The following is a 20,536-nucleotide window of genomic DNA, read 5'->3' on the forward strand; positions in this document are numbered from 1 at the left end:
GTCGTTTGGGGAACTCGGCGGTTCCCGGCGAGCTGAGGGGTGATCCACCGCCCCGTGGGTCGCCCTTGGGTGGTGTTTGCTGCCCGCCTTCCGCCGGCCGACCGGCGACGGACCGGCGTCAACTCCGCCTCTTTCGTGTGTATGTGGCAGCCGTCCACACAGGCCCTGGACCCGTCGAGTTCGCCGGCCGCCTTGAGTTCGGCAAGCAGGAGGCCGGCAGCTGGTCGAGGACTCCGACCAGCTGCCGGCGGTCCAGGCGTCGGGGACGCACGCGTTGTGGAAGCGCCGTGGACGCTGAAGAAGGCTCAGTCGATCAGTTCGGCGGCCCGTTCGGCGATGGCGTAGACGGTCGCGTTGGTGTTGGCCGAGGGGATGGACGGCATCACCGAGGCATCGGCGACCCGCAGTCCGGCTATTCCGTGCACGCGAAGGTTCGCAGGGTCGACGACGGCATCGGCGTCGGTTCCCATGCGGCAGGTGCCGGTGAAGTGGAAGTAGGGGCCGGTGGCCTTGCGGATGAACTCGTCCACGGATTCGCCGCTCGTCCCGGAGCCCGGCACCGCTTCCTGCTTGCGCCAGTCGGCGAACGCGTCGGCCTCCCCGATGCGGCGCGCCAGGGCCAGGCCCCTGCGCATGATCTCCAGGTCACGGTCGTCGCTCAGGTAGCCGGGGTCGACGACGGGAGCGCTGCCGGGACTGGCGTCCGCCAGGCGCACGGTGCCGCTGCTGTGCGGAGCCATCGCGGAGAAAGCGATGGAGTAGCCGTTGGCCGGCGGCTGGCCCCATGCCGACGGGAGCGGTGCGGCGACGATGTAGACCTGAAGGTCCGGCCGGGCCGCGGCGGGGTCGCTGTACAGCAGGCCCATCATTTCGGCCGGCGGGTTGGCAGGAACGAACGGTACGGGCTGGATGGCCTCGTACACCACGCCCGCCATCGGATGGTCCTGCAGATGCGAGCCCACTCCCGGCAGGTCGGCGACGACGTCGATGCCGTGTTCCTCGAGGTGCTGTGCCGGGCCGATCCCCGACAGCATCAGGAGGTGTGCGGAACCGATGGCTCCCGCGGTCAGTACCACCTCGGCGCCGTCGACGGACAGGTGCTCCCCACCGATGGTGTACTCGACGCCGGTGCAGCGGCCCGCGGTGGTGCGCAGCCGCTGCACGGTCGCGTCCGTGACTACGTCCAGGTTCGGCCGGTCGAGGAACGGACGGATGTAGGCGTCGGCCGCGCTCTGGCGGGCGCCGCCGGGCAGATTCATGTCACTCCACCCGAACCCGGTCTCCAGCCCGCTGCCGATGTCATCGGCGCGTGCGAACCCGGCCTCCACCGCGGCGTCGACGCCCACCGTGGCCAGGGGATGGGGTTCCGGGACCGGGGCGACCACGACCGGTCCGTCCGTGCCCCGCACGGAGGCATCACGGCCGCGAGTGCTCTCGCTGCGGCGGAAATAGGGCAGCAGATCGTCGAAACCCCAGCCTGGAGCACCGAGGCCGGGCCATTCGTCGTAACCGGAGCGGTGCCCCCGCAGGTGGTAGAGGCCGTTGATGCTCGACGATCCGCCGAGCGCCTTGCCGCGCAGCACGTCAGCGGTCCTGCCTGTACCGGCCTGCACGGTCGAGGCGCCCAGCCAGAGGGATGACGGGTCGAACCCCAGGAAGCCCCAAGGAGATGCCATCGTCTCGGTTGCGTCCCGGGCTCCCGCCTCCAGCAGCAACACCCGCACGCCGGGGCGTTCCGAAAGCCGGGAGGCAATCACGCATCCCGCTGTCCCCGCTCCCACCACGACATAGTCATAAGGATTCTTGTCCGTCATGTCTCCGCTTTCCACGGCGGCCTTGTCCGACCACCGGATTTCAGAAAATCAGCTCCTCGACGATCAAGGAGCTGATTATGCTTATGCACTAAGACGCCGTCTAAAGGGGTCTCGGCGTGAGGATGGTTTTCTTCGCGTCAGCCCTGTGGGTCGCCCAGCCACGTCCGGGCTCGGCGCGCAGAAGGTGTGGAACCGGCTGATCAGCAGCGAGCGGGCTCCAGTTGGAGCACGGCTGTCCGGATGGAGAGCCGCCACGCGCCCCTGCTGGTGTGGGCGTTGCTGGTACTGACGGACACCGAGGTGACCCGGTGGCAAACGATCACCTTGATCCGGCGGGCCTGGGCAGGCCCGATCCGCACACTGCCGATCACCCCCTTGGGGATGTCCATGTCGGCGCCGGTACCTGCGATGACGGCCACGCGTCCGAATTCTCTTGGTTCACGAGTTTCTCGCCTTTGGTGTGTACCCGTCCAGGAACAGCCCGGGTGTTCCCTCTGCCGTCGAAGCTTAGGAAAACCGACACGGCACGCACTTGAACCACCGCGACGTCCGTTCGGAACCTGAGCGCCATAAGGCAACGTTGGGCGCATACTTCGGTTCGTTCACGGGCGGGCAGGGCGGCGAGACAGCCGGCGACACGTCACACAGCACTACGGCAGGCTGCTTGTACGCGCCGACCAAGTCCTTGCCCTGCCAAAGGTGACGGCCCCTTCCCGACGTCGGCCGCGTCAACCTGGGCCGACAGCGAGGACGGCAGGTGGACCGCCAAGACACTCACCGGTGACAGCGCGTACCCAGGCGATCAGCTCATCTCGCCGACCGAGAACGCATCAGCCCTGGCGCCGTGGGAAGCTGAGGACGGGGTCTGCGCGTATGTGCGGGAGGATGCCGCCCCACCGTGGCGACCAGGGCCCGGTGCTGACGCTCTGCCGCCGAGTTGTAAGCACGGACGACCTGTCGGGGAGCCCCGCGCCCGGGTGACCAAGCGGCCTCGACGCCGTGCCACGATGGCGGTCCGCCCGATGCGCGCACGAGGTGCTCCTGGGAGGGATCGAGCGAGCGGCTGGTCTCGTTGACGAACCTCTGGTGCGTCTCGTACGACCCGCTGTGAATCGACACCCACCGCGGTGGCGGCGATGCCTCAACCGGTGGATATCAGGAGTCCCCACGGGACAGTCACGTCACGTCTCCCTCCGGTTCGTTCCGTTCAGCACGATCAGCCCGTGCTCGGCGCCCGTGGTGGCCTCTACGAGGCGCTTCGCGGCCTGAGACGTGACCACAGGTTCATCGGCCGTCGGACGAGACCCGGAGTCGCCCCAACGCCGGCGCCCAGCCGTTCACCCCGCCACCCCGCCAACCCGCCACTTCCAACCCGCCAACCCGCCACTTCCAACCCGCCAACCCGGCACCACAGTCGGGAGATGTGCGCTGCCGTCTGCGTCCTGCGGTGGACGTCTGCGTACTGCAGTGTTCGATGCGCGGCCGGCTCTGGTAGGCGTCCTGGCAGTCAGACACAGATCCAGCAGTAGAGACCATGCCCCCGCTCAACCGCCCTGCCCGCCAGGTCGGTCGCCTGATCGAGGAACGCGGAGAGGCCGTCCGGACCCGGTGGCGTGGGGAAGACGTCTGATGTGGCCCACTCCACGGCGATACCCCTCAGCAACGACCGGTCGGCTACGGCGAGGGCATCGCGCAGAGCGTCCGTGAGCGACAGGCAGACGAGCCGGCCGTCATCGGCCATGGCGACCAGGTGGCCGTGGCGAGGGTCGGCCCGCACCGCTTCGGCTGTCCGGCCCGTGAGGAGTACTTCGGCCGGCAGCAGATCCAGGGTCGGGTCCATGGCATTGACGTCGAAACCGTCATAACCCGTCGCGGTGGGCTCGTCGCCCTCGCGCACGACGGCCCGGACCGCGTCCTCATCGTCAGCGGCGGCGAAATAGCCGAACAGAACTCCCATGCACGCAATCTTGGCACCCCGGCCCGCCCCGCACCGAGCCGGCCAAGGCCGGGCCGGCACGGCCCGCGACGCCCTCCGCCCATCGGGACGGCCGACCCCGCGCAGGCGGGTCACAGTAGCCGGTCCACGAGGTCGCATCACGGCCGTGTGCAGGAGCCGGCGACGGCGTCAGTCGCAATTGATCGCAGTGGCGTCCCAGGCGGAGTACTCCTGGCGCGGACGGAGCCGTAACGTCTTGCCCATGGTGACTGCGACCGTTCGTGAGTGGGACGACGAGGAAGGGTGGGGAGTGCTCGACTCTCCCGAGACACCTGGCGGGTGCTGGGGCCACTACTCCGACATTCGGATGGTTGGGTTCCGCGCCCTCTCGCCCGGACAGCAGGTGGACCTCGAGTGGGAGGCTCCCGGCTTCAGGCAGGACGGGTACACCTACCGTGCGGTGTCCATCGCGCCTCGGCCCGGCTGACGTCACGGACTCAGGGGCGTCCGGCGCCGCGTGCGCAGGTCCGCATCCTGACGGCCGGTCGGGGACCGTGCGGCGGGTGGAGTCCGGGCGTTGCCGGGGTCGGCGTGGTGTGGGCAGCCGCTGCCCGTGGGCAGATGAATGGACGAGTTGGGGGGTTCTCTCGTGGATGTGACCACGCTTGCCGTCGCGCTCATCGGTGTCGGAGGGACGCTGGGTGGAACTCTGGGTGGGGCGGTGCTCAGCCAGCGTGCCAATCGGGAGCAGAACCAGCGTGCCGATCGTGAACGGGCGGAGGATCGCCACGACCGAGCTCAGCAGGCCCGGCGTGATCTCTACGCCCGTCTGAACGCCACGGCTCGCGCATACCGGGTCGCTGCCCAAGACGCGGTCCGCGCAGCCGAGCGTGGTGAGAATCCTGAGTCGACAGCTCTCGACGCCGCCAAGGAAGCCTGGTCGGAGGAATACTCTCAGGCCCAGATGGCACTGTCGAAGGGCGTCCTGGAAGTAGCCTCGACACTCAACAGGGCGCTCGGAGTCGGGTACTCCGTGGTGAAGCAGTTGCCGAGCAGCCCCGCCCAAGGCGTGCCGTACGGCCGGGCGAAGGCTTGGTTCAGCGGTCCGCTGTCCAACGGCGTGTACCTGCTGCGGGTCGCCCTGCGACATGACCTCGGCGTCGAGGTCGAGCACGACTTCGAACGCCGTCGCGCGCGGATGCTCGCTGCGCTCGACAATGAGCGGAGGCACCTTGAGGGCCTGCTCGCTGCCGAACAGACCCGGGCCGCCGGGTCTGCTTGACGGGTGGCACGAGCGATGAGCCCCCTGGGCAGGGGCGGAGTCGAGAGTCTCGGCAACACGGGCGTGCGCGGGCTCCGACGAGTGGCGCCGCCAGAGCGGCCTCGACTTCCAGGCGAAGCTCGGGGAGGCCGTCGATGCGCTCGATGAGCTGATCCACGGGAACCGCGCGGCGGCCAGGCGGTCCGCTCCACCCATGGCCCCGCCACTCCCACCGCCCCACTCCCTCCCACCGCCCCGCTCCACCAAGGCCGCGCCACTCCCACCGCCCCGCTCCACCAAGGCCCCGCCGCTCCCACCGCCGCCCCACCAAGGCCCCACCGCTCCCACCAGCCCGTCCCACCCACGGCCCCGCCGCTCCCAGCGGTCCGGCGCTCCCACCTCCCCGTGGCGGCAGCGGCCACATGGCGGCAACGGCGCGATAAGGGAGCGATCGGGTTTATCCGGCACGATCGCGGATATCAGGTTCGTTCACAGTGCCTGGCGAACAGGTACGTTCTCGGCGCCCCAGGGAGCCGACCGCCGGGGTCGCCGTCGGCCACCTCGCGGATTGGAACCCTCGGTATGAGTCAGCTGTCCCAGCACCCGGCCGAAGAAGGCTCACCGGCCTACGCGCCCGACCCCGGATCCGGGCAGGAAGGCGCACAGCGGTGGCAGCAGGACGATCTCGATCTGCGCAACCGTCTGTTCGGCCGTGCCGGGGTCGCCCGCGCCGAGGGCCTACTGCTCCAGCGCTACGGCCTCGGCTCCACCGATGAGGCGTTCGCGCTGCTGCGGGGCGTCTCCCAGCGCTTCAACATCAAGCTCTCCACCCTCGCCGACGCGGTCGTGCGCACGCCGGCCCCCGATCACGACACGAGGCTCTGGTTCCCGCGCCGGGCGCGGCCCGCCCGGCCCTGGCTTCCCGGCCTGCCGGTGGAGGGCAACGGCACCAGTCAGGGCGCGGTCGTCAAGGCCGTCCTGCAACGGGTGCTGTCGATCACTCAGACGCCGATGGGCAACGTCCAGCTGGCGGAGAGCGGCCGACTGCGCCTGGCCCGGCACACCGGTCTCAACAAGTACTTCACGGACTTCTTCGCCTTCGTCGACGCCCCGACCACCTCGTGCTCGCAGGCGGCCACCCAGCGTCGGCAGATCACCGTACGGGACGTGGCGACCGACGAGGTGTTCGACGAGGCCTCCCGGCACGCCATCCTCCAGACGGGCAGTCGTGCCGCGCACAGCGTTCCGCTGGTGAACGGGGTGGGCGTGCCGCTGGGAATGGTGTCCTCCCACCACGAACGGCCGCTCACCGAGCTCACCCACGCCCAGCTGGCCGCGCTCCGGCAGACGGGCCTCGACGTGGGCCGCTGGCTGGCCTGGCACTGGAACACCGTCGTACTGGACGCCCTGGAGTATCTGCACGCGACGGGCACGCGGGGCGCGCACGCCTGACGTCGCCGGGGGGTGTGTGAGCGGAGGCCGCCCGCCCCGGGCCGGACGTGGTCAGCGAGGGCCGGTGGTGCTGTGGCGGACGCACAGTTCGACGGGGACGAGTGTGAGGGGCCTGCCCGGTGCCGACGGGTCGTCGATGCGGTCCAGCAGGATGCGGAGGGAGATCGTGCCGATGTCCGTGAAGTCCGTACGGACCGTGGTCAGCGGGGGGAGGAAGTGGGCGGCCTCCGGGATGTCGTCGTAGCCGACGACGCTGACGTCCTCCGGGACCCGGCGGCCCGCCTCGTGCAGGGCGCGCAGCACACCCAGGGCCATCTGGTCGTTCGACACGAAGACCGCGGTGACGGACGGGTCCTTCGCCAGTTCGCGGCCCAGGTCGTAGCCGGAGTCCGAGCTCCAGTCGCCGACGAGGGGGGCGTGCACCTCGGCTCCGGCCGCCTCGAGGGTGGCGCGCCAGCTCTCCGCCCGGCGGTCCGCCGAGGTCCAGCCCGTCGGGCCCGCGAGGTGGTGGACCGTGGGGTGGCCGAGGGAGAGCAGGTGCCGCGTGGCCTTGCGGGCGCCGGTGCGGGCGTCCGAGGTGACCATGGGGGTGCCGTCACCCAGGTCGTTGTCCATGACGACCAGCGGGGTGTCCAGGTGGGCCTCGGCGAGCGCCCGGGCCACCCGGACCTGGGGCGCGATCGCGATCACCCCGTCCGCGCCCTCCGCCGACAGCCGGTCCGCGGCCCGCACCACCGTGTCCCGGTCGGCGGTGTCCAGCGCGATCGAGCTCACCAGGTAACCGGCCTCCTGCGCCGCCGTGTTGATGGCGGTCAGGGTCGAGGCGGGGCCGTACCGGGCCGCGTCGAAGGAGATCACGCCGAGCATGCGGGTGCGGCCGCTGGCCAGCGAGCGGGCACTGCTGCTGGGGCGGTAGCCGAGCGTGCGCATGGCCGCCCGGACCGCCTCCCGCGTCTCGGCGCGGACGGCCGGGTGCTCGTTGAGCACCCGGGAGACCGTCTGCTTGGAGACTCCGGCCAGTTTCGCGACGTCGTCCATGACCGGACGCGAGCCCGCGAAGTTGCGTCTGCTGCGTCCCCTGGTCGCCGGGCCGGCCGGGCCGTCGGCGGCGCTTCGGGTCATGGTGGGGCTTCTTCCTCGGGACTGGTCCGGGGCCTGCCGCACTGGGCCGCCCGGCGGACCCACAGGATAGGCCGGGCGGACGGGGAGGCGGGGGTCAGGTCAGGTGCCGCCGAGCCTCCCCGCGCGGGTCGTGGCCCGTTCGGCGTGCCGCACCCCGGCGGTGCCCGGTACCGCGGCGACCGGGAGACGGGCCGCAGTGCCGGGCCTGGCGACCGGAGCGGCGGAACTCGTCCGCGACCGGGAACCAGGGGCTGCCGTCCGGATCAGCCGGCGGCCGGCCACCTCGATGGGGTCGGGGACGGTGGGGCATCCGCGCAGGGCGGGTGGCCGCGCGGTGGCGGCGCGGAGGGAGGCGGAAGGCTCGCGTCGTGCCGCATCAGGGCGTCTTCGGGCCCAGGTCGGGGGCGTCGGTGAGGTGGGCGTCGGGGGTGGTGGTGCCGTGGAGTTCGAGCAGGACGAGGTCGTTGGTGCCGGGGCGCAGGGCGGGGGCCGGGACGTAGAGGGTGCGCTGCGGGCCGCGGTTCCAGTAGCGGCCGAGATGGAACCCGTTGACCCAGGCCTGGCCCTTGGTCCAGCCGGGGAGGGAGAGGAAGGTGTCGGCGGGGGTCGTCACCTCGAACGTGCCGCGGTGGAAGGCCGGTTCGGCGGACATGGACGTCCCGGCCGGCGCGAAGTCGGCCGCGACCGGCACGTCGTCCAGGGGCAGGGCGTGGGAGTCCCAGCCGTGCAGGGGCGTGCCGTTGAGCGTGACCGGGCCCAGCAGACCCTTGGGGACGCCTATGCGGGGACCGTAGTTGACCCGGCCCTGGTTCTCCACGAGCACCTCGAGGACGGCTCCGGCGCGGGGGACGTGGACGGGCAGGGTCTCTTCGTGGCGCTCGCGTTCGAGGACGCCCGCCGGGGCGCCGTCCAGGAAGACCTGGGCCCGGTCCCCCACTCCGCCGGCGAAGTGCAGCAGGCCGGTCCCCGGTGTGGGGACGGCCGTCCGGTACAGGGTGTACCCGGCGCGCCGGCCCAGCTCGTCGGCGGAACGGGGGTCCGTGGCGTGCACGGGGCGGTCGGCGAGCGGGAGCAGAGGGGCTCGGTGGGTCAACCGGACGGTGGTCGGCGGGAGTTTGGGCGACGGGGCGGGAGCCGGCTCGTCGGGGACCGGCGCGTGGCGGGCGATGACCTCACGGAAGGCGTGGTACTTCGGGCCCGGGTCGCCGCTCTCGGTGAGCGGGGCGTCGTAGTCGTAGGAAGTGACCGTGGGCACGTAGGCGTGGTGGTGGTTGGCGCCGTTGGTGTAACCGAAGTTGGTGCCGCCGTGGAACATGTAGATGTTGACGGAGGCGCCCGCCGTCAGGAGCCGGTCGAGGTCGGCGGCGGCGTCCTCGGCGTCCCTTCCGTGGTGGGGGCCGCCCCAGTGGTCGAACCAGCCGATCCAGAACTCCCCGCACATCAGGGGGCCTTCGGGCTGCGCCTCGCGCAGTCGGGCGAGTGACTGCTCCACACGGCTGCCGAACGTGCCGGTGGCGAGGACGCCGGGCAGCACGCCGTTCTTGAGGTGGTCGCCGTCGGTCTGGTCGCAGGTGAAGAGCAGCTCCTCGACGCCGCGTGAGCGGAGGGAGTGCTCGAGGTGTTCGAGGTAGGCGATGTCGTCGCCGTAGGCGCCGTACTCGTTCTCGACCTGTACGGCGATGACCGGGCCGCCCGAGGCCGCCAGGTACGGCAGGAGCGGCGGGAGGAGGAGGTCCAGGTAGCGGTCGACGACGTCCGTGAAGCGGGGGTCGCTGGTGCGCAGGCGGATCTCGGGGTCGGTGGTGAGCCAGTGGGGCAGACCGCCGCCGTCCCACTCGGCGCAGATGAAGGGGCCGGGCCGGAGGAGGACGTGCAGGCCCTCCGCGGCGGCCAGGCGCAGGAACCGGGGCAGGTCGAGGAGTCCGTCGAGGACGAGGGTGCCGGGCTCGGGCTGGTGCAGGTTCCACGGGATGTACGTCTCGACCGTGTTCAGGCCCATGAGACGGGCCTTGCGCAACCGGTCGGCCCACTGGTCGGGGTGGACGCGGAAGTAGTGCAGCGCGCCGGAGAGGATGCGGAACGGTTCGCCGTGGAGGAGGAAACCGTCGGAGGTCGTGGTCAGGGCTGGCATACGGGTCCCTTCGTCGGGGCGGGCGTGCGGATGCTCGTGCTTCGGGGAACGTCGAGGTGGCCGTCGGCCTCGGATGCGTCCGAGGGGTTCCCGGCCGTGGCGCGTCGGGGTGGTCAGGTCACGGGCTTCGCGCGGGTCGCCCGGGTCAGCCAGAGGGTGGCCGCGAGACAGGCGGCGGAGACCGCGGCGAGGAGCAGCGGGACCGCTCGGACGCCGGACCACTCGATGACCTTGCCGAGTGACGGGCCCGCAGCGACACCGCCGATCAGGGACGCGGCGATGACGAGCGCGCCGGCCCGGCGGGCGTACGGCGCGGCCCGGTGCAACCACGGCAGTCCGGTGGGGAAGATCGGGGCGATGAAGAGGCCCACGCCGGCGTAGGCGAAGGGCGCCAGGTCCGGTACGGCCGCCAGGAGGAGGCACACGGTCAGGCCGGCGCAGGAGCGCGAGAGGGGCGACCAGGAAACGGCCGACGGTCATCATCAGCCAGTAGACGGAAGTGGCGGTGGCGGCGATCCCGGCGCTGTGGCCGACGGTCTCCAGGTGGGTGGGTTCCCAGCCCCCGACACCCGCCTCGATGGCGACGTGCAGCACGTAGAGGACGACGAAGACGGCGAGGACCGAGCGCAGCGCGCGGCCGGCCGGCCCGGACACCTCACCGGCGGCGGAGTGCCGCGCGGGCTCCGGCGGCTGCGGCGGACTGTCGCGTACGCCGCGCAGACAGAACAGCAGGGGCAGGTTGGCGAGCGCGAAGGCCAGGAAGACGACGGGGTAGTGCTCGGCGCCGACCGCCCCGATCAGGGCCGGGCCCAGCACCGCGCCGATGCCGAAGTGGGCGTTGAGGATGTTGAGCATCGCGGTGGAACGGTGGCCGAAGCCGACCGCGAACAGCTGGTTGAGGCCGTAGTCGAGACCGCCGAAGCCGAACCCCGCGAGGAGTGCCGCCGCGAGGGCGAGGGGCCAGTTCGGCGCGAGCGCGAAGCCCGCCGCGCCGGCGCCCATCAGCAGGTACGAGGCGCCGAGCATCCGCCGGTTGCCGGTGCGGCCGTACCGCCGGTCGAAGAGGAGGACTCCGCCGACCCCACCGACGAAGTGCGCGCTGAGCGCGAGCCCCGCGGCGGAGGGCGAGAGCCCGAACTCGTCCCGCAGCGCCGGGATCGCGGGCCCGTAGAACGCCTGGAGGGCGCCGAAGAGCATGAATCCGACGCAGGAGGCGGCCACGGCGGACCTGGTGAAGACGGGATCGGCGCCGGCGCCGGTACTCGGGGCGACGCCGGTACTCGGGGCGACGCCGGTACTCGGGGCGACGCCGGTACTCGGGGCGACGCCGGTACTGACGTGGATGCCGGTACCGGTGCCGGCCTCGACGGCCGGCGGAGGTGAGCCGGCCGGGGGGTGCTGCGCCGTGGGGTGGTCGGTCACACGGACTCCAGAGGGCGGACGGCCCACCTCGGCGTGGGCCTGCGGTTGATGCTCCGACGGACAACGATGTTACCGGTAACATCCGGGCCGTCAAGATGCTGACGCGCAGTCGCGGCTCCCGGACTTCAACGCCGCGGGACCGCGAGAAGCGGTGCGCATTCACCGTCCGCGGAGGACGTGCGGACGCGAACGGGGACGGGCGGGTGGAGCCGACGGACGAGGACGTGGGGACGGAGACGTGGGGGGCCGGCGGGCGAGCGGACGAGGACGTGCGGACGAAGACATGCGGGGCCGGCGGGCGAGCGGACGAGGACGTGCGGAGGAGGGCCCGCGGATCGGCGGACGAGCGAACGAAGACGGGCGGAGGAGGGCCCGCGGATCGGCGGACGAGCGAACGAAGACGGGCGGAGGAGGGTCCGCGGATCGGGACGCGCGGGCGGCGGCGAGCCGGGGCGTGCCGGGACGGTCGGTGTCGTCCCGGGCACGGGTTGGTTGCGACAAGGACTATTCGCCGTGCGGGAGTTGGGCGGACGGCAGCATGCGACGCATGAGTCGAGACCGGTACGTCGACTTCCTGCGGGCCTGGGCGATCCTGCTCGTGGTGCTCGGCCACTGGCTGATCACCGGGCTGATCCGGCATCCGGACGGCGAGATCACCGCGCCGGAAATGCTGGCCACCCTGCCCTGGACGCAGTGGCTGACCCTGGGCTTCCAGATCATGCCGCTGTTCTTCCTCGCCGGCGGGCATGCCGCCGCGGGCTCCTGGTCGCGGGCCCTGGCCGCCGGCGGGACCGCCGCGGGATGGGTGGGGAAGCGAGCGGTACGCCTGCTGCTGCCCACCGCCGTGTACAGCGGCCTCGTGCTGCTCGCCGTCGGTGTGTGCTCCGCACTCGGCGTGGACCCCGCCACCCTCGCGCTGGTCGGGTGGGCAATGGCCATGCAGTTCTGGTTCCTGCCGGTGTACCTGCTGATCAGCGCCCTGACGCCGGTCCTGTACGCCCTGCACGAGCGGTGGGGCGTGCGCGTCCCGGTGGGCATGGGCGCGGCGGGGTTCGGCGTCGGCGCGCTCGTGGCGGCGGGCGACGCGTCGGCGCGCGGCCCGGTCGTCGAGGCGATCGGGGCGCTCAACTACCTGCTCGTGTGGGGTGTCGTCCACCAGCTCGGCTTCTGCTGGCGGGACGGATTGCTGGGCGGCGGCGCGCCGACGGCGCGGCGGGCGCGCGGCTGGGCTCCGGCCATGGCGGTGGGGGGCCTGGCGGGGTTCGCCCTGCTCGTCGGGCCCGGACCGTTTCCCGTGAGTCTGATCCTGGTGACCGGGCAGCAGCCGAGCAACACGAATCCTCCGTCGGCGGCCCTGCTGGCCTGGAGCCTGGCTCAGGTCGGGGTGGCGCTGCTGGTCGCACCGGTCGTACGGCGGGTGCTGGAGCGGGCCGGGGTGCGACGGGCGGTGCGGGTGCTGGGGGCCGGCAGCATGACGCTCTACCTCTGGCACATGCTGCCGGTGCTGATCGTCGCCGCCGCCTTCTATCTGACCGGGCTCGCCCCGGAACCCCGCTACGGATCGCCGGGCTGGTGGGCACTGCGGGTGCCGTGGCTGCTGGTGCTGGGGAGCGTCCTGGCCGGCGTGGTGTGGGCATTGCGGCCGCTGGAACGAGCGCTGGCCTCACTGGACGCGCGGGTGCGGCCCGGCGCGGGGCTCCGGGGAGTGGCGGCCTGGCGCATATGGGCCGGGCTGGGCGTAAGCGTCTGGACGCTGACGTATTTCGCGGGACACGGGTTCGCGTACGGCGGCGAGTTCCCGGTGTGGCCGTCAGTGGGGCTGGCGGTGGGGACGGCGTGCGTGGCCCTCCCTCGCCGCCGGGGCGAGGGGAGCGGCGGGAGCGGCGGGGAGGACGGCACGGCCGAGGCCCGGGAGGCTCGCCGGGTAGGCCGCCCGACCTGGACGGTTCCTCGCAAGTGAGGGAGGGGACAGGAGCGCGGGGAGGGCGCGGCGGGCAAGGAGAGCGAAGAGGGGCGGAGAGCGAAAGGGGGCGAAGAGGGGCGGAGAGCGAAGAGGGGTGAGGAGGAGGGGGGTGGTGAGAGCAGGACGGTGTCAGGCGGTGTCAGGCCGTGCGCTTGCGGGGCGTCGCCTTCTTCGCGGCCGTCTTCTTCGTCGCCGTCGTCCCCCTCGTCGCCCCCTTCGCCGTCGTCTTGTTCGCGGTGGCCTTCTTGGCCGTGCTCCTCGTCTGTGCGGTGCTCTTCGTCTCTGAAGTGCTCTTCGTCTGTGCGGTGCTCTTCGACGCCGTCGACTTCTTCGCGGCCTGGGTCGACTTCGCCGTCGACTTCCTCGGCGCCGCCGTGGTCTTCTTCGCCGTCGACGTCGATTTCTTGCCACCCGTCCGCTTGGGTGCCGTACGAGCGGACCGGCGCTGCGGAAGGTGGGTGACCTGGGCCTCCGTTTCCGGCTCCTCCTCCGCCGCCTCCCCCTGTCCCTTCCCTTGCTCCTCCCCCGGCTCCGAAGCTCCCCGCCCCGGCTTCTCGCCGCGCGACTCCTTGGCCGCCCGCACGCTCTTCTCCAGGGCCGCCATCAGGTCCAGCACCTTGCCGCTGGACGGCGGGGCCGGCATCTCGCGGGGTGTCTCGCCGGCCGCCTTCGCCGCCACGACCTCCTCCACCGCCTCGCGGTACTCGTCGTGCAGGTCCTCGAGATCCACCTCGCCGAGGGTGTCCATCAGGGCGTCCGCGAGGTCGAGCTCCTTGTCGCGGACGGTGACGGAGGTGTCGGGGGCCACGCCCTCCGGCGCACGGACCTCGTCCGGCCAGAGCAGGCCGTGCATGGCGATCGCCTCGCCGACGACGCGCAGCATCCCGAGGCGCTCGCGGCCGCGCAGGGCGTACTTCGCGATCGCCACCTTGTGGCTGCGTTTCAGGGCCTCCCTGAGCAGCGTGTACGGCTTCGCCGCCGGGGCACCGCCCGCCTGCAGGTAGTAGGCGGCATCCATCTGGAGCGGGTCGATCCGGTCGGCCGGGACGAAGGCCACGATCTCGATCGTCTTCGCGGTCGGGAGCGGCAGGTGGGACAGATCCTCCTCGGTGACCGGGATGATCGTGCCGTCCGCGTCCTCGTACCCCTTGCCGATCTCCGCCGAGTTCACCTCGTGGTCGTCCAGCTCGCAGACCTTGCGGTAGCGGATGCGGCCGCCGTCCTCGGTGTGGATCTGGCGGAACGAGATCGAGTGGTTCTCGGTGGCGTTCACCAGCTTGATCGGGATGCTGACGAGACCGAAGGAGATGGCACCGTTCCAGATGGATCTCACGTGCAGCACCTTTCCGGCCACAGAGTCGCCATGGGGGTTTCGGGCGTTTGAGATGTTTGCAGTTAATATGAGGCGTTAGCCAATAGTTTCGTGTGATTCTCATCGTATGACGCCGATCACTGAGGTGGAGGGGAGACGGCTCGCGCTCAGCAATCTGCAGAAGGTGCTGTATCCGGCGACCGGCTTCACCAAGGGCGAGGTGCTGCACTACTACGCGACCGTCGCCGGCGCCCTGCTCCCCCATCTGCGGGACCGGCCGCTGTCCTTCCTGCGCTACCCGGACGGGCCCGACGGGCAGGTCTTCTTCGCCAAGAACGTGCCGCCGGGGACGCCCGAGTGGGTCACCACCGCCGATGTGCCCAGGTCGGAGGGGCCCGCCCGGATGGTGGTCGTGCAGGATCTGGCGAGTCTGGTCTGGGCGGCGAACCTCGTCACGGAGTTCCATACGCCCCAGTGGGTGATCCAGGAGCCCGAGGTCGCCGACCGGCTCGTCTTCGACCTGGATCCGGGCGCCCCCGCGACCGTCGTCGAGTGCTGCGAGGTCGCGGTGTGGCTGCGGGAACGGCTCGCGACGGACGGGATCGAGGCGCATCCCAAGACATCGGGGTCGAAGGGGCTGCATCTGCTGGCGGCGGTGCGGGGGGCTTCCTCCGAACGGGTCACGGAGTACGCGAAACAGCTGGCGGTCGAGGCGGAGGAGGCCATGCCCCGGCTGGTTCTGCACCGCATGACGCGGAGTCTGCGGCCGGGGAAGGTGTTCGTGGACTGGAGTCAGAACGCGGCACGGAAGACGACCGCGGCGCCGTACACCCTGCGGGCGCGGGCCGAGCCGACGGTGTCGGCGCCCGTCACCTGGGAGGAGGTCGAGGAGTGCCGGTCCGCCGGCCCGCTCACGTTCGCGGCCCCCGACATCGCCCCGCGCCTCCAGGACTACGGGGACCTGCTGGCGCCACTGCTCGATGCCGCGCGGGCAGGGGCGGTGCCGTGAGCGAGCACTCCGGCCCGCTCTTCTTCTCGCCCCCGGCCGCCCCCGCCGCCCCGCCCGTCCCGTCCCGTCCCGTCCCGTCCTCAGGGAGTCGCCGCCCCCTGGGCCCCGCTTCGCTTCGGCCCTGGACGGGCCTCGTCCTCACGCTCCCCCGGAGGGGGCACCCCCGGACGGGCCGACAGCGCACCGGCACCTCCTGCCTCGGCGGGTCACACGCGCGTCCACGTCCCCCGGTCCCGGGCCATCGCGTGCAGCGCTTCGACGTCCGCCGGTTTGAGTACGCCGCCGAGCCGGGCCAGGTCGGTCAGGCCGGTGTCGTCCAGGACGCGGACCTCGCGCGCAGGGACGGTCACGAGGACGTCCGTCGCGCCGACCAGGACCAGCACGGGGCGGACCTCGGCCGTCAGGGCGTAGGAGGCGCGGTCGGCGTCGGCGCGTACCCGGCGCAGCAGCGGCTCCGGGTCCCGGCGGCCCAGGGTGACCAGGGGGTCGGCGACCCGGACCCGCTGTTTACGGGCGTACAGCGCGTGGACCGCGAACAGGCCGGCCGGGCCGATGGCCAGGTGGTGGACGCGGTCCCCGCCGGGCAGGGGGAGGGAGTGCAGGGTGTGCCAGCCGGCACCGTCGAGGCGGTCCAGGGCCTCGCCGACGGTCTGCTCGGCCGCCAGGGCATGACGGCGCGGGTCGGCCCTGAGGCGGTGAGCGGGGCCCGGGTCGCGGTCCAGGTCGATCAGCAGGGCCTCGCCGGGGCGGTTGGGCGCCAGGTCGTCGTCCGGGTTGAGGAACAGGCGGGCCAGCTCCGCGGGGGTGGGCACCGGGGGCGGCCCGACCGTCACCGGGCCGGTGACGAAGGGGCCGAGGACATCGAGGACGTCCTCTCTGCGATCGTCGCCGATCAGGTTGATCCTGGCCGCCTCACGGTCGTACCAGGCGATGTTCCTGCCGTCCTCGAGACAGACGTAGAGCCGCTCCTGGCCATGCCGCCAGGTCGGTATGACGCGCAGTCCATGCATGCACCATCACCCCTATGACCATGGGAACAGGAGGGGCGCCGCGGGGCAAGGAGGCGGTTACCCCCGAGGCGAGTTGGGCAAGCACTGGACAGCGCGTTTGGGGAGGCGCCCTTGCGGACCCGCAGGAAGCAACCCGAGGTACCGGTTCCGGACCGTCCGTGGAACGAGATCGTGCCCGGCCTGTGGATGGGCGGACACGAGTACCGGGGACCCTCCGGGGCAGTGGAACCCGCCGTGGTGCGAGGCGAGTTCGATCTCGTCCAGACGCTGACGCGCGCCCGGCAGGGACACGGGCCCGACCCCGGTGTACGTCATCATGTGTGGCCGATTCCCGACGGTCCGCTGGATGGGACCCAGCTCGCCGGGGTGATCCGGCTGGCGCAGGCCGCGGGAGAGGCGATGGACGACGGCCGGACGGTCCTCGTCCGCTGCTACAGCGGCTACAACCGCTCCGGCCTGGTCGTCGCCCACACTCTGGTGCGCCGGGGCCGCCCGGCCGAGGAGGCGATCCGGCTGATACGGTCACGGCGCTCGCCGTGGGCCCTGCACAACGAGCTGTTCGTGGAGTACCTGCGGGCGGGGCTGCCGACGGCCAGGCTCCTGGAGGAACTGGCCGAGTAATCGTTTCACCATGATCAGGAACCCTTCGCCCCGGCAAGGACCTCAACGCCTCACCATCTCCGGCCCACCGGTACGCAAAACGGACTTCCTTACAAATAAGGTGTAGGGGCCTGACACCGTCGTATCCCCGGAGGAGTCCCAGGAGTCCCGTGCCTCGCAGTCGCCCCATCAGCTCCTCCGGCTCCTCGCGCCCCTCCGGTCCCGCCCGGCGAGGGCTCGCCGCCGTCGCCGTCGCCCTGCTGGCCTCGGTCGCCGTGGGCTGCGGCGATGCCGGTGACCTCCAGGGTGCGGGCGCGACTCCGACCGCGATCAGCCCGGACAAGCTGTGGCCGGATCTGACCCCCGCCTCCAGCCCCGCCTTCGACATCGGCGAGGTGGACACCGAGGTCGTCAAGGGCATCACGGTCCCCGGCGGTGACATCCGCAAGGTGGACCCGGTGGCGGTCGTCCGCCAGGAGATCGCCGCGAATCCGGGCGACTACAGCGCCGGCACCTACGCCGAGACGGCCCGCCGCATGGCCGACTGCGGCAGGAGCGGGGCGGCGGGGAGCCGGTGCCCCGTGCTCAAGGCGTACTACCGGGACCTCACCGGCGACGGCCACGACGATCTGACGCTGGGCTTTAGGCAGCTGCCCGGCAAGCTGACGGCCGTCCGCGTCTACACCGTGCGCAAGGACAGACTCGTGAAGGTCATGGCCTACGAGGACGCCGTGAGCGGGGTCGAGCTGGCCGGGCGGTCCGTGATCATCCGTGCCCCGTCGGAGGTCGCGGGCTACGAGTACCGCCTCCAGTGGACCTGGGACCCGCAGCAGCGGGCGATGCTGCTCACCCACGACGAGATGCTGCGCACCGGGAACCGGAAGTACTCGTCCCGGCCCTCCGCCTCCTTGGGCCCCGACGCCGCCCCGAGCCCCACCGCCGCCTCTTCTTCCGCTTCCGCCTCCCTCTCCACCGCCGGTTCCGCTTCCGCTTCCGGCTCCGCGAGCGGCCGATGAGGCTCGCGTTTCCCTCGTGGGCCGGCACGCTCGCCGTGAAGGCCGCCGTCTTCATCACGGTGATGTGCTGCGCGCTGGCCGCCCTGCTCGGCGTCCTGGTGCACGTCTCGGTGACGAACCAGACCGTCGGGCAGGCCCGTGACCTCGCGCTGTCCCGGCTGAAGGACGCGACGACGGCCTTCGAGGCAGGTGACACCCTCGGACGGGGCGCGAGCCTCGATCCGCCGGGGCTGCCCGCGTCACTGCGGAGGCTGGCGGTGGCCGGGGAGCGCGGCACGATGGTCGCCGACCACGACGGGCGCCCCACGATGTGGGCGGCGGGCCCGGCCGACGGTGGACGGGCCCTCGCGGTCGGCGTCGACTACTCGCAGAGCGCCCGCACCATCGAGGCCCTCGACACCGCGATCCTGTGGTCGTCGGTGCTGGCCATCGGCGCGACGCTGCTGGTCGGCGCCGTCGCGGTGACCCGGGTGACCCGGCGGCTGCACGCCACCGCGCGGGTGGCCCGGCGGATCACCGCCGGCGACCTGGACGCCCGCGTGGACGACCCCCGTACGAAGGAGCCGGGCCGGCCGCAGGACGAGGTGGGCGCCGTGGCCGTCGCGCTGGACTCCATGGCGTCCTCGCTCCAGGGCAAGCTGCAGAGCGAGCAGCGGTTCACCGCCGACGTGGCGCACGAGCTGCGCACACCGCTGACCGGGCTGCACGCGGCGGCGGAACTACTGCCGCCGGGGCGGCCGACCGAGCTGGTCCAGGACCGGGTGGCGGCGCTGCGCACGCTGACGGAGGACCTGCTGGAGATCTCCCGCCTGGACACCGGGCGGGAGCGGCTGGAGCTGGACGCCGAGGCGCTGGGCGCGCTGGCGGTCCGGGTGGTGCGGGCGGCCGGGGCCTCCGACGGCTCCGGCACCTCGGCGACCGGCACCGAGGTGGAAATCGTCCGGGACGCGTGCGTGGAGACCGACCGGCGACGCCTGGAGCGGGTGCTGGGGAACCTGCTCGCCAACGCGCACCGGCACGGGCGGTCGCCCGTCGTACTGACGGTGGACGGGCCCGTGGTCACCGTGCGGGACCACGGGGACGGCTATCCGGAGTACCTCGTCACGCACGGGCCGCAGCGGTTCCGGACCGAGGGCGGAGCGAAGGGGCACGGCCTCGGGCTGACCATCGCGGCCGGTCAGGCGGAGGTGCTGGGTGCCCGGCTGACGTTCGCCAACGCACCGGACGGCGGCGCGGTGGCGACGCTGACGCTCCCTCAGAGTGCTCCTGCCGCGAGCGGCCTCCCCGATGGCGCAGCGTGACGGGCGGCACGCGCGAACCGCTCCTAATGTGGCGATTAGTCAGCTCCACCCTCTTCATGGAGGTATCGCCATGTCCCTGCGTACCGCTCTCACCCGTGTCGCCATAGTCACCGCGGCCGGCACCCTCGCCGTCACCGCGGCCGTCACCCCGGCCCTCGCCGACAACTGGGACGGCGAGGACAACGGCTTCAACAGTCAGGACGACGGCTCGTACGACTGGCAGAACCAGGGCGCAGACGACCAGAACGGCACCGGCCACGGCCACGGTCAGGGCCAGGGCCAGGGCCAGGGCCAGGGCAACGGTCAAGGTCATGGCCAGGGCCAGGGCCAGGGCCAGGGCAACGGCCAAGGCCAAGGCCAAGGCCAAGGCCAAGGCCAAGGCCAAGGTCAGGGCCAGGGACAAGGCCAAGGTCAAGGTCAGGGCCAAGGCAACGGCCAGGGCCAAGGCAACGGCCAAGGCAACGGCCAGGGCAACGGTCAAGGCCAGGGCAACGGTCAAGGTCAAGGCCAAGGTCAGGGCAACGGCCAAGGCAACGGTCAAGGCCAGGGCAACGGTCAAGGCCATGGCCATGGCCAAGGCCAGGGCCAGGGCCAGGGCCAGGGCAACGGCCAGGGCCAGGGCAACGGCCAGGGCCAGGGCAACGGCCAAGGTCAAGGTCATAGCCAGGGCAACGGCCAAGGTCAAGGTCATGGCCAGGGCAATGGCCAGGGTCAGGGCAACGGCAACGGCAATCAGAGCGGCCAGGGCACCCAGAACGGACCCTGGCAGTCCGGCGGCGGAAACGACTGGCAGAACGGCGGGGGCGGAAACGGCAACGACTGGCAGAACGGCGGCGGCGGCGGCAACGGCTGGCAGAACGGTGGCGACGGCGGCGACAACTGGCAGAACGGCGGCGGAAACGGCAACGACTCCCGCCGCTACCGGGGGCGCGTCACCGCGAACGAACTGCTGCTGCGCAGCGCGCCCACCCGCGCGAGCCAGGTGATCCGTGTGGCCCATCGCGGCGAGATCGTCTCGATCTTCTGCCGGACTCCCGGACAGAACGTCCAGGGCAACTCCCTCTGGTACCTCCTCACGGACGGCACCTGGGCCTGGGGCTCCGCGCGGTACATCGCCACCATCGGGACGACACCTCGCTGGTGCTGACCCGACACCGACACCGAAAGCACCCAAGGCTCGCAGGGAG

At 71.9% G+C, this 20,536-nt stretch carries 16 protein-coding genes and 1 pseudogene; 9 read left to right on the top strand and 8 right to left on the bottom strand.

From position 1 onward, the window contains the following. Window positions 1-305: 305 nt before the first annotated feature. The 3 genes from ACFWBB_RS20560 to ACFWBB_RS20570 all read right to left on the bottom strand — a co-directional run bounded on the left by ACFWBB_RS20560 (window position 306) and on the right by ACFWBB_RS20570 (window position 3,771). Complete coding sequence (locus tag ACFWBB_RS20560; RefSeq protein ID WP_385274134.1) at window positions 306-1,814, bottom strand: GMC family oxidoreductase; 1,509 nt, start codon at window positions 1,812-1,814, stop codon at window positions 306-308. 200 nt (window positions 1,815-2,014) lie between these two features. Continuing rightward, the gene (locus ACFWBB_RS20565; protein WP_385274137.1) at window positions 2,015-2,233 is read right to left on the bottom strand and encodes a hypothetical protein; all 219 of its coding nucleotides are present in this window, start codon (window positions 2,231-2,233) and stop codon (window positions 2,015-2,017) included. Between the two features lie 1,088 nt (window positions 2,234-3,321). Further along, on the bottom strand, window positions 3,322-3,771 hold the full coding sequence (locus ACFWBB_RS20570; protein WP_385274139.1) for a hypothetical protein: 450 nt from the start codon (window positions 3,769-3,771) through the stop codon (window positions 3,322-3,324). Between the two features lie 241 nt (window positions 3,772-4,012). On the opposite strand from ACFWBB_RS20570, the gene ACFWBB_RS20575 reads away from it, so the two are divergent. The 3 genes from ACFWBB_RS20575 to ACFWBB_RS20585 all read left to right on the top strand — a co-directional run bounded on the left by ACFWBB_RS20575 (window position 4,013) and on the right by ACFWBB_RS20585 (window position 6,463). Next, window positions 4,013-4,237: a cold-shock protein gene (locus ACFWBB_RS20575; protein WP_385274142.1), complete on the top strand. Its 225-nt coding sequence runs from the start codon at window positions 4,013-4,015 to the stop codon at window positions 4,235-4,237. Window positions 4,238-4,399: 162 nt separating this feature from the next. Then, window positions 4,400-5,032, top strand: coding sequence for a hypothetical protein (locus tag ACFWBB_RS20580; protein WP_385274145.1), 633 nt, complete (start codon window positions 4,400-4,402; stop codon window positions 5,030-5,032). A 561-nt stretch (window positions 5,033-5,593) separates the two neighbouring features. After that, entirely contained in the window at window positions 5,594-6,463 is an 870-nt protein-coding gene (locus ACFWBB_RS20585; RefSeq protein ID WP_385274147.1) for an ANTAR domain-containing protein, read from the top strand. Window positions 6,464-6,514: 51 nt separating this feature from the next. On the opposite strand, the gene ACFWBB_RS20590 is transcribed toward ACFWBB_RS20585, so the two are convergent. From ACFWBB_RS20590 to ACFWBB_RS20600, 3 genes and pseudogenes are all read right to left on the bottom strand, one after another. Continuing rightward, complete coding sequence (locus ACFWBB_RS20590; protein ID WP_385274150.1) at window positions 6,515-7,585, bottom strand: LacI family DNA-binding transcriptional regulator; 1,071 nt, start codon at window positions 7,583-7,585, stop codon at window positions 6,515-6,517. Window positions 7,586-7,961: 376 nt separating this feature from the next. Next, on the bottom strand, window positions 7,962-9,716 hold the full coding sequence (locus ACFWBB_RS20595; protein WP_385274246.1) for a beta-galactosidase family protein: 1,755 nt from the start codon (window positions 9,714-9,716) through the stop codon (window positions 7,962-7,964). 492 nt (window positions 9,717-10,208) lie between these two features. Next, a pseudogene (locus ACFWBB_RS20600) lies at window positions 10,209-10,913 on the bottom strand (MFS transporter); the annotation flags it as partial. A 772-nt stretch (window positions 10,914-11,685) separates the two neighbouring features. Here ACFWBB_RS20600 and ACFWBB_RS20605 point away from each other — a divergent pair. Continuing rightward, window positions 11,686-13,098, top strand: coding sequence for an acyltransferase (locus ACFWBB_RS20605; protein WP_385274153.1), 1,413 nt, complete (start codon window positions 11,686-11,688; stop codon window positions 13,096-13,098). A 142-nt stretch (window positions 13,099-13,240) separates the two neighbouring features. On the opposite strand, the gene ACFWBB_RS20610 is transcribed toward ACFWBB_RS20605, so the two are convergent. After that, entirely contained in the window at window positions 13,241-14,443 is a 1,203-nt protein-coding gene (locus ACFWBB_RS20610) for a Ku protein (protein WP_385274249.1), read from the bottom strand. Window positions 14,444-14,540: 97 nt separating this feature from the next. Between ACFWBB_RS20610 and ligD the strand changes: the two genes are divergently transcribed. Continuing rightward, window positions 14,541-15,422 (top strand): non-homologous end-joining DNA ligase, encoded by an 882-nt coding sequence (gene ligD, locus ACFWBB_RS20615; protein WP_385274156.1) that lies wholly within the window; start codon window positions 14,541-14,543, stop codon window positions 15,420-15,422. Window positions 15,423-15,628: 206 nt separating this feature from the next. Here ligD and ACFWBB_RS20620 read toward each other — a convergent pair whose 3' ends face one another. Then, on the bottom strand, window positions 15,629-16,432 hold the full coding sequence (locus tag ACFWBB_RS20620) for a nuclease-related domain-containing protein (protein ID WP_385274159.1): 804 nt from the start codon (window positions 16,430-16,432) through the stop codon (window positions 15,629-15,631). A gap of 111 nt (window positions 16,433-16,543) precedes the next feature. Between ACFWBB_RS20620 and ACFWBB_RS20625 the strand changes: the two genes are divergently transcribed. The 4 genes from ACFWBB_RS20625 to ACFWBB_RS20640 all read left to right on the top strand — a co-directional run bounded on the left by ACFWBB_RS20625 (window position 16,544) and on the right by ACFWBB_RS20640 (window position 20,496). Continuing rightward, the gene (locus ACFWBB_RS20625) at window positions 16,544-17,053 is read left to right on the top strand and encodes a dual specificity protein phosphatase family protein (protein ID WP_385274162.1); all 510 of its coding nucleotides are present in this window, start codon (window positions 16,544-16,546) and stop codon (window positions 17,051-17,053) included. Between the two features lie 149 nt (window positions 17,054-17,202). Next, window positions 17,203-18,048, top strand: a complete 846-nt coding sequence (locus ACFWBB_RS20630) for a hypothetical protein (protein WP_385274165.1) — start codon at window positions 17,203-17,205, stop codon at window positions 18,046-18,048. After that, complete coding sequence (locus tag ACFWBB_RS20635) at window positions 18,045-19,349, top strand: ATP-binding protein (protein ID WP_385274168.1); 1,305 nt, start codon at window positions 18,045-18,047, stop codon at window positions 19,347-19,349. Before ACFWBB_RS20630 ends, ACFWBB_RS20635 begins: the two co-directional genes overlap by 4 nt. Before the next feature lie 70 nt (window positions 19,350-19,419). Next, window positions 19,420-20,496: an SH3 domain-containing protein gene (locus ACFWBB_RS20640; protein WP_385274171.1), complete on the top strand. Its 1,077-nt coding sequence runs from the start codon at window positions 19,420-19,422 to the stop codon at window positions 20,494-20,496. The last annotated feature ends 40 nt before the right edge of the window (window positions 20,497-20,536 follow it).

Origin of the sequence: Streptomyces sp. NPDC060000, from assembly GCF_042737375.1 — a bacterium.
Classification (GTDB): domain Bacteria; phylum Actinomycetota; class Actinomycetes; order Streptomycetales; family Streptomycetaceae; genus Streptomyces.

Bases quoted from the DNA above. Each gene is read 5' to 3' on its own strand.
- ACFWBB_RS20560 (WP_385274134.1), bottom strand. From the start codon at position 1,814: ATGACGGACAAGAATCCTTATGACTATGTCGTGGTGGGAGCGGGGACA.
- ACFWBB_RS20570 (WP_385274139.1), bottom strand. From the start codon at position 3,771: ATGGGAGTTCTGTTCGGCTATTTCGCCGCCGCTGACGATGAGGACGCG.
- ACFWBB_RS20575 (WP_385274142.1), top strand. From the start codon at position 4,013: ATGGTGACTGCGACCGTTCGTGAGTGGGACGACGAGGAAGGGTGGGGA.
- ACFWBB_RS20585 (WP_385274147.1), top strand. From the start codon at position 5,594: ATGAGTCAGCTGTCCCAGCACCCGGCCGAAGAAGGCTCACCGGCCTAC.
- ACFWBB_RS20590 (WP_385274150.1), bottom strand. From the start codon at position 7,585: ATGACCCGAAGCGCCGCCGACGGCCCGGCCGGCCCGGCGACCAGGGGA.
- ACFWBB_RS20595 (WP_385274246.1), bottom strand. From the start codon at position 9,716: ATGCCAGCCCTGACCACGACCTCCGACGGTTTCCTCCTCCACGGCGAA.
- ACFWBB_RS20605 (WP_385274153.1), top strand. From the start codon at position 11,686: ATGAGTCGAGACCGGTACGTCGACTTCCTGCGGGCCTGGGCGATCCTG.
- ligD (WP_385274156.1), top strand. From the start codon at position 14,541: ATGACGCCGATCACTGAGGTGGAGGGGAGACGGCTCGCGCTCAGCAAT.
- ACFWBB_RS20620 (WP_385274159.1), bottom strand. From the start codon at position 16,432: ATGCATGGACTGCGCGTCATACCGACCTGGCGGCATGGCCAGGAGCGG.
- ACFWBB_RS20635 (WP_385274168.1), top strand. From the start codon at position 18,045: ATGAGGCTCGCGTTTCCCTCGTGGGCCGGCACGCTCGCCGTGAAGGCC.
- ACFWBB_RS20640 (WP_385274171.1), top strand. From the start codon at position 19,420: ATGTCCCTGCGTACCGCTCTCACCCGTGTCGCCATAGTCACCGCGGCC.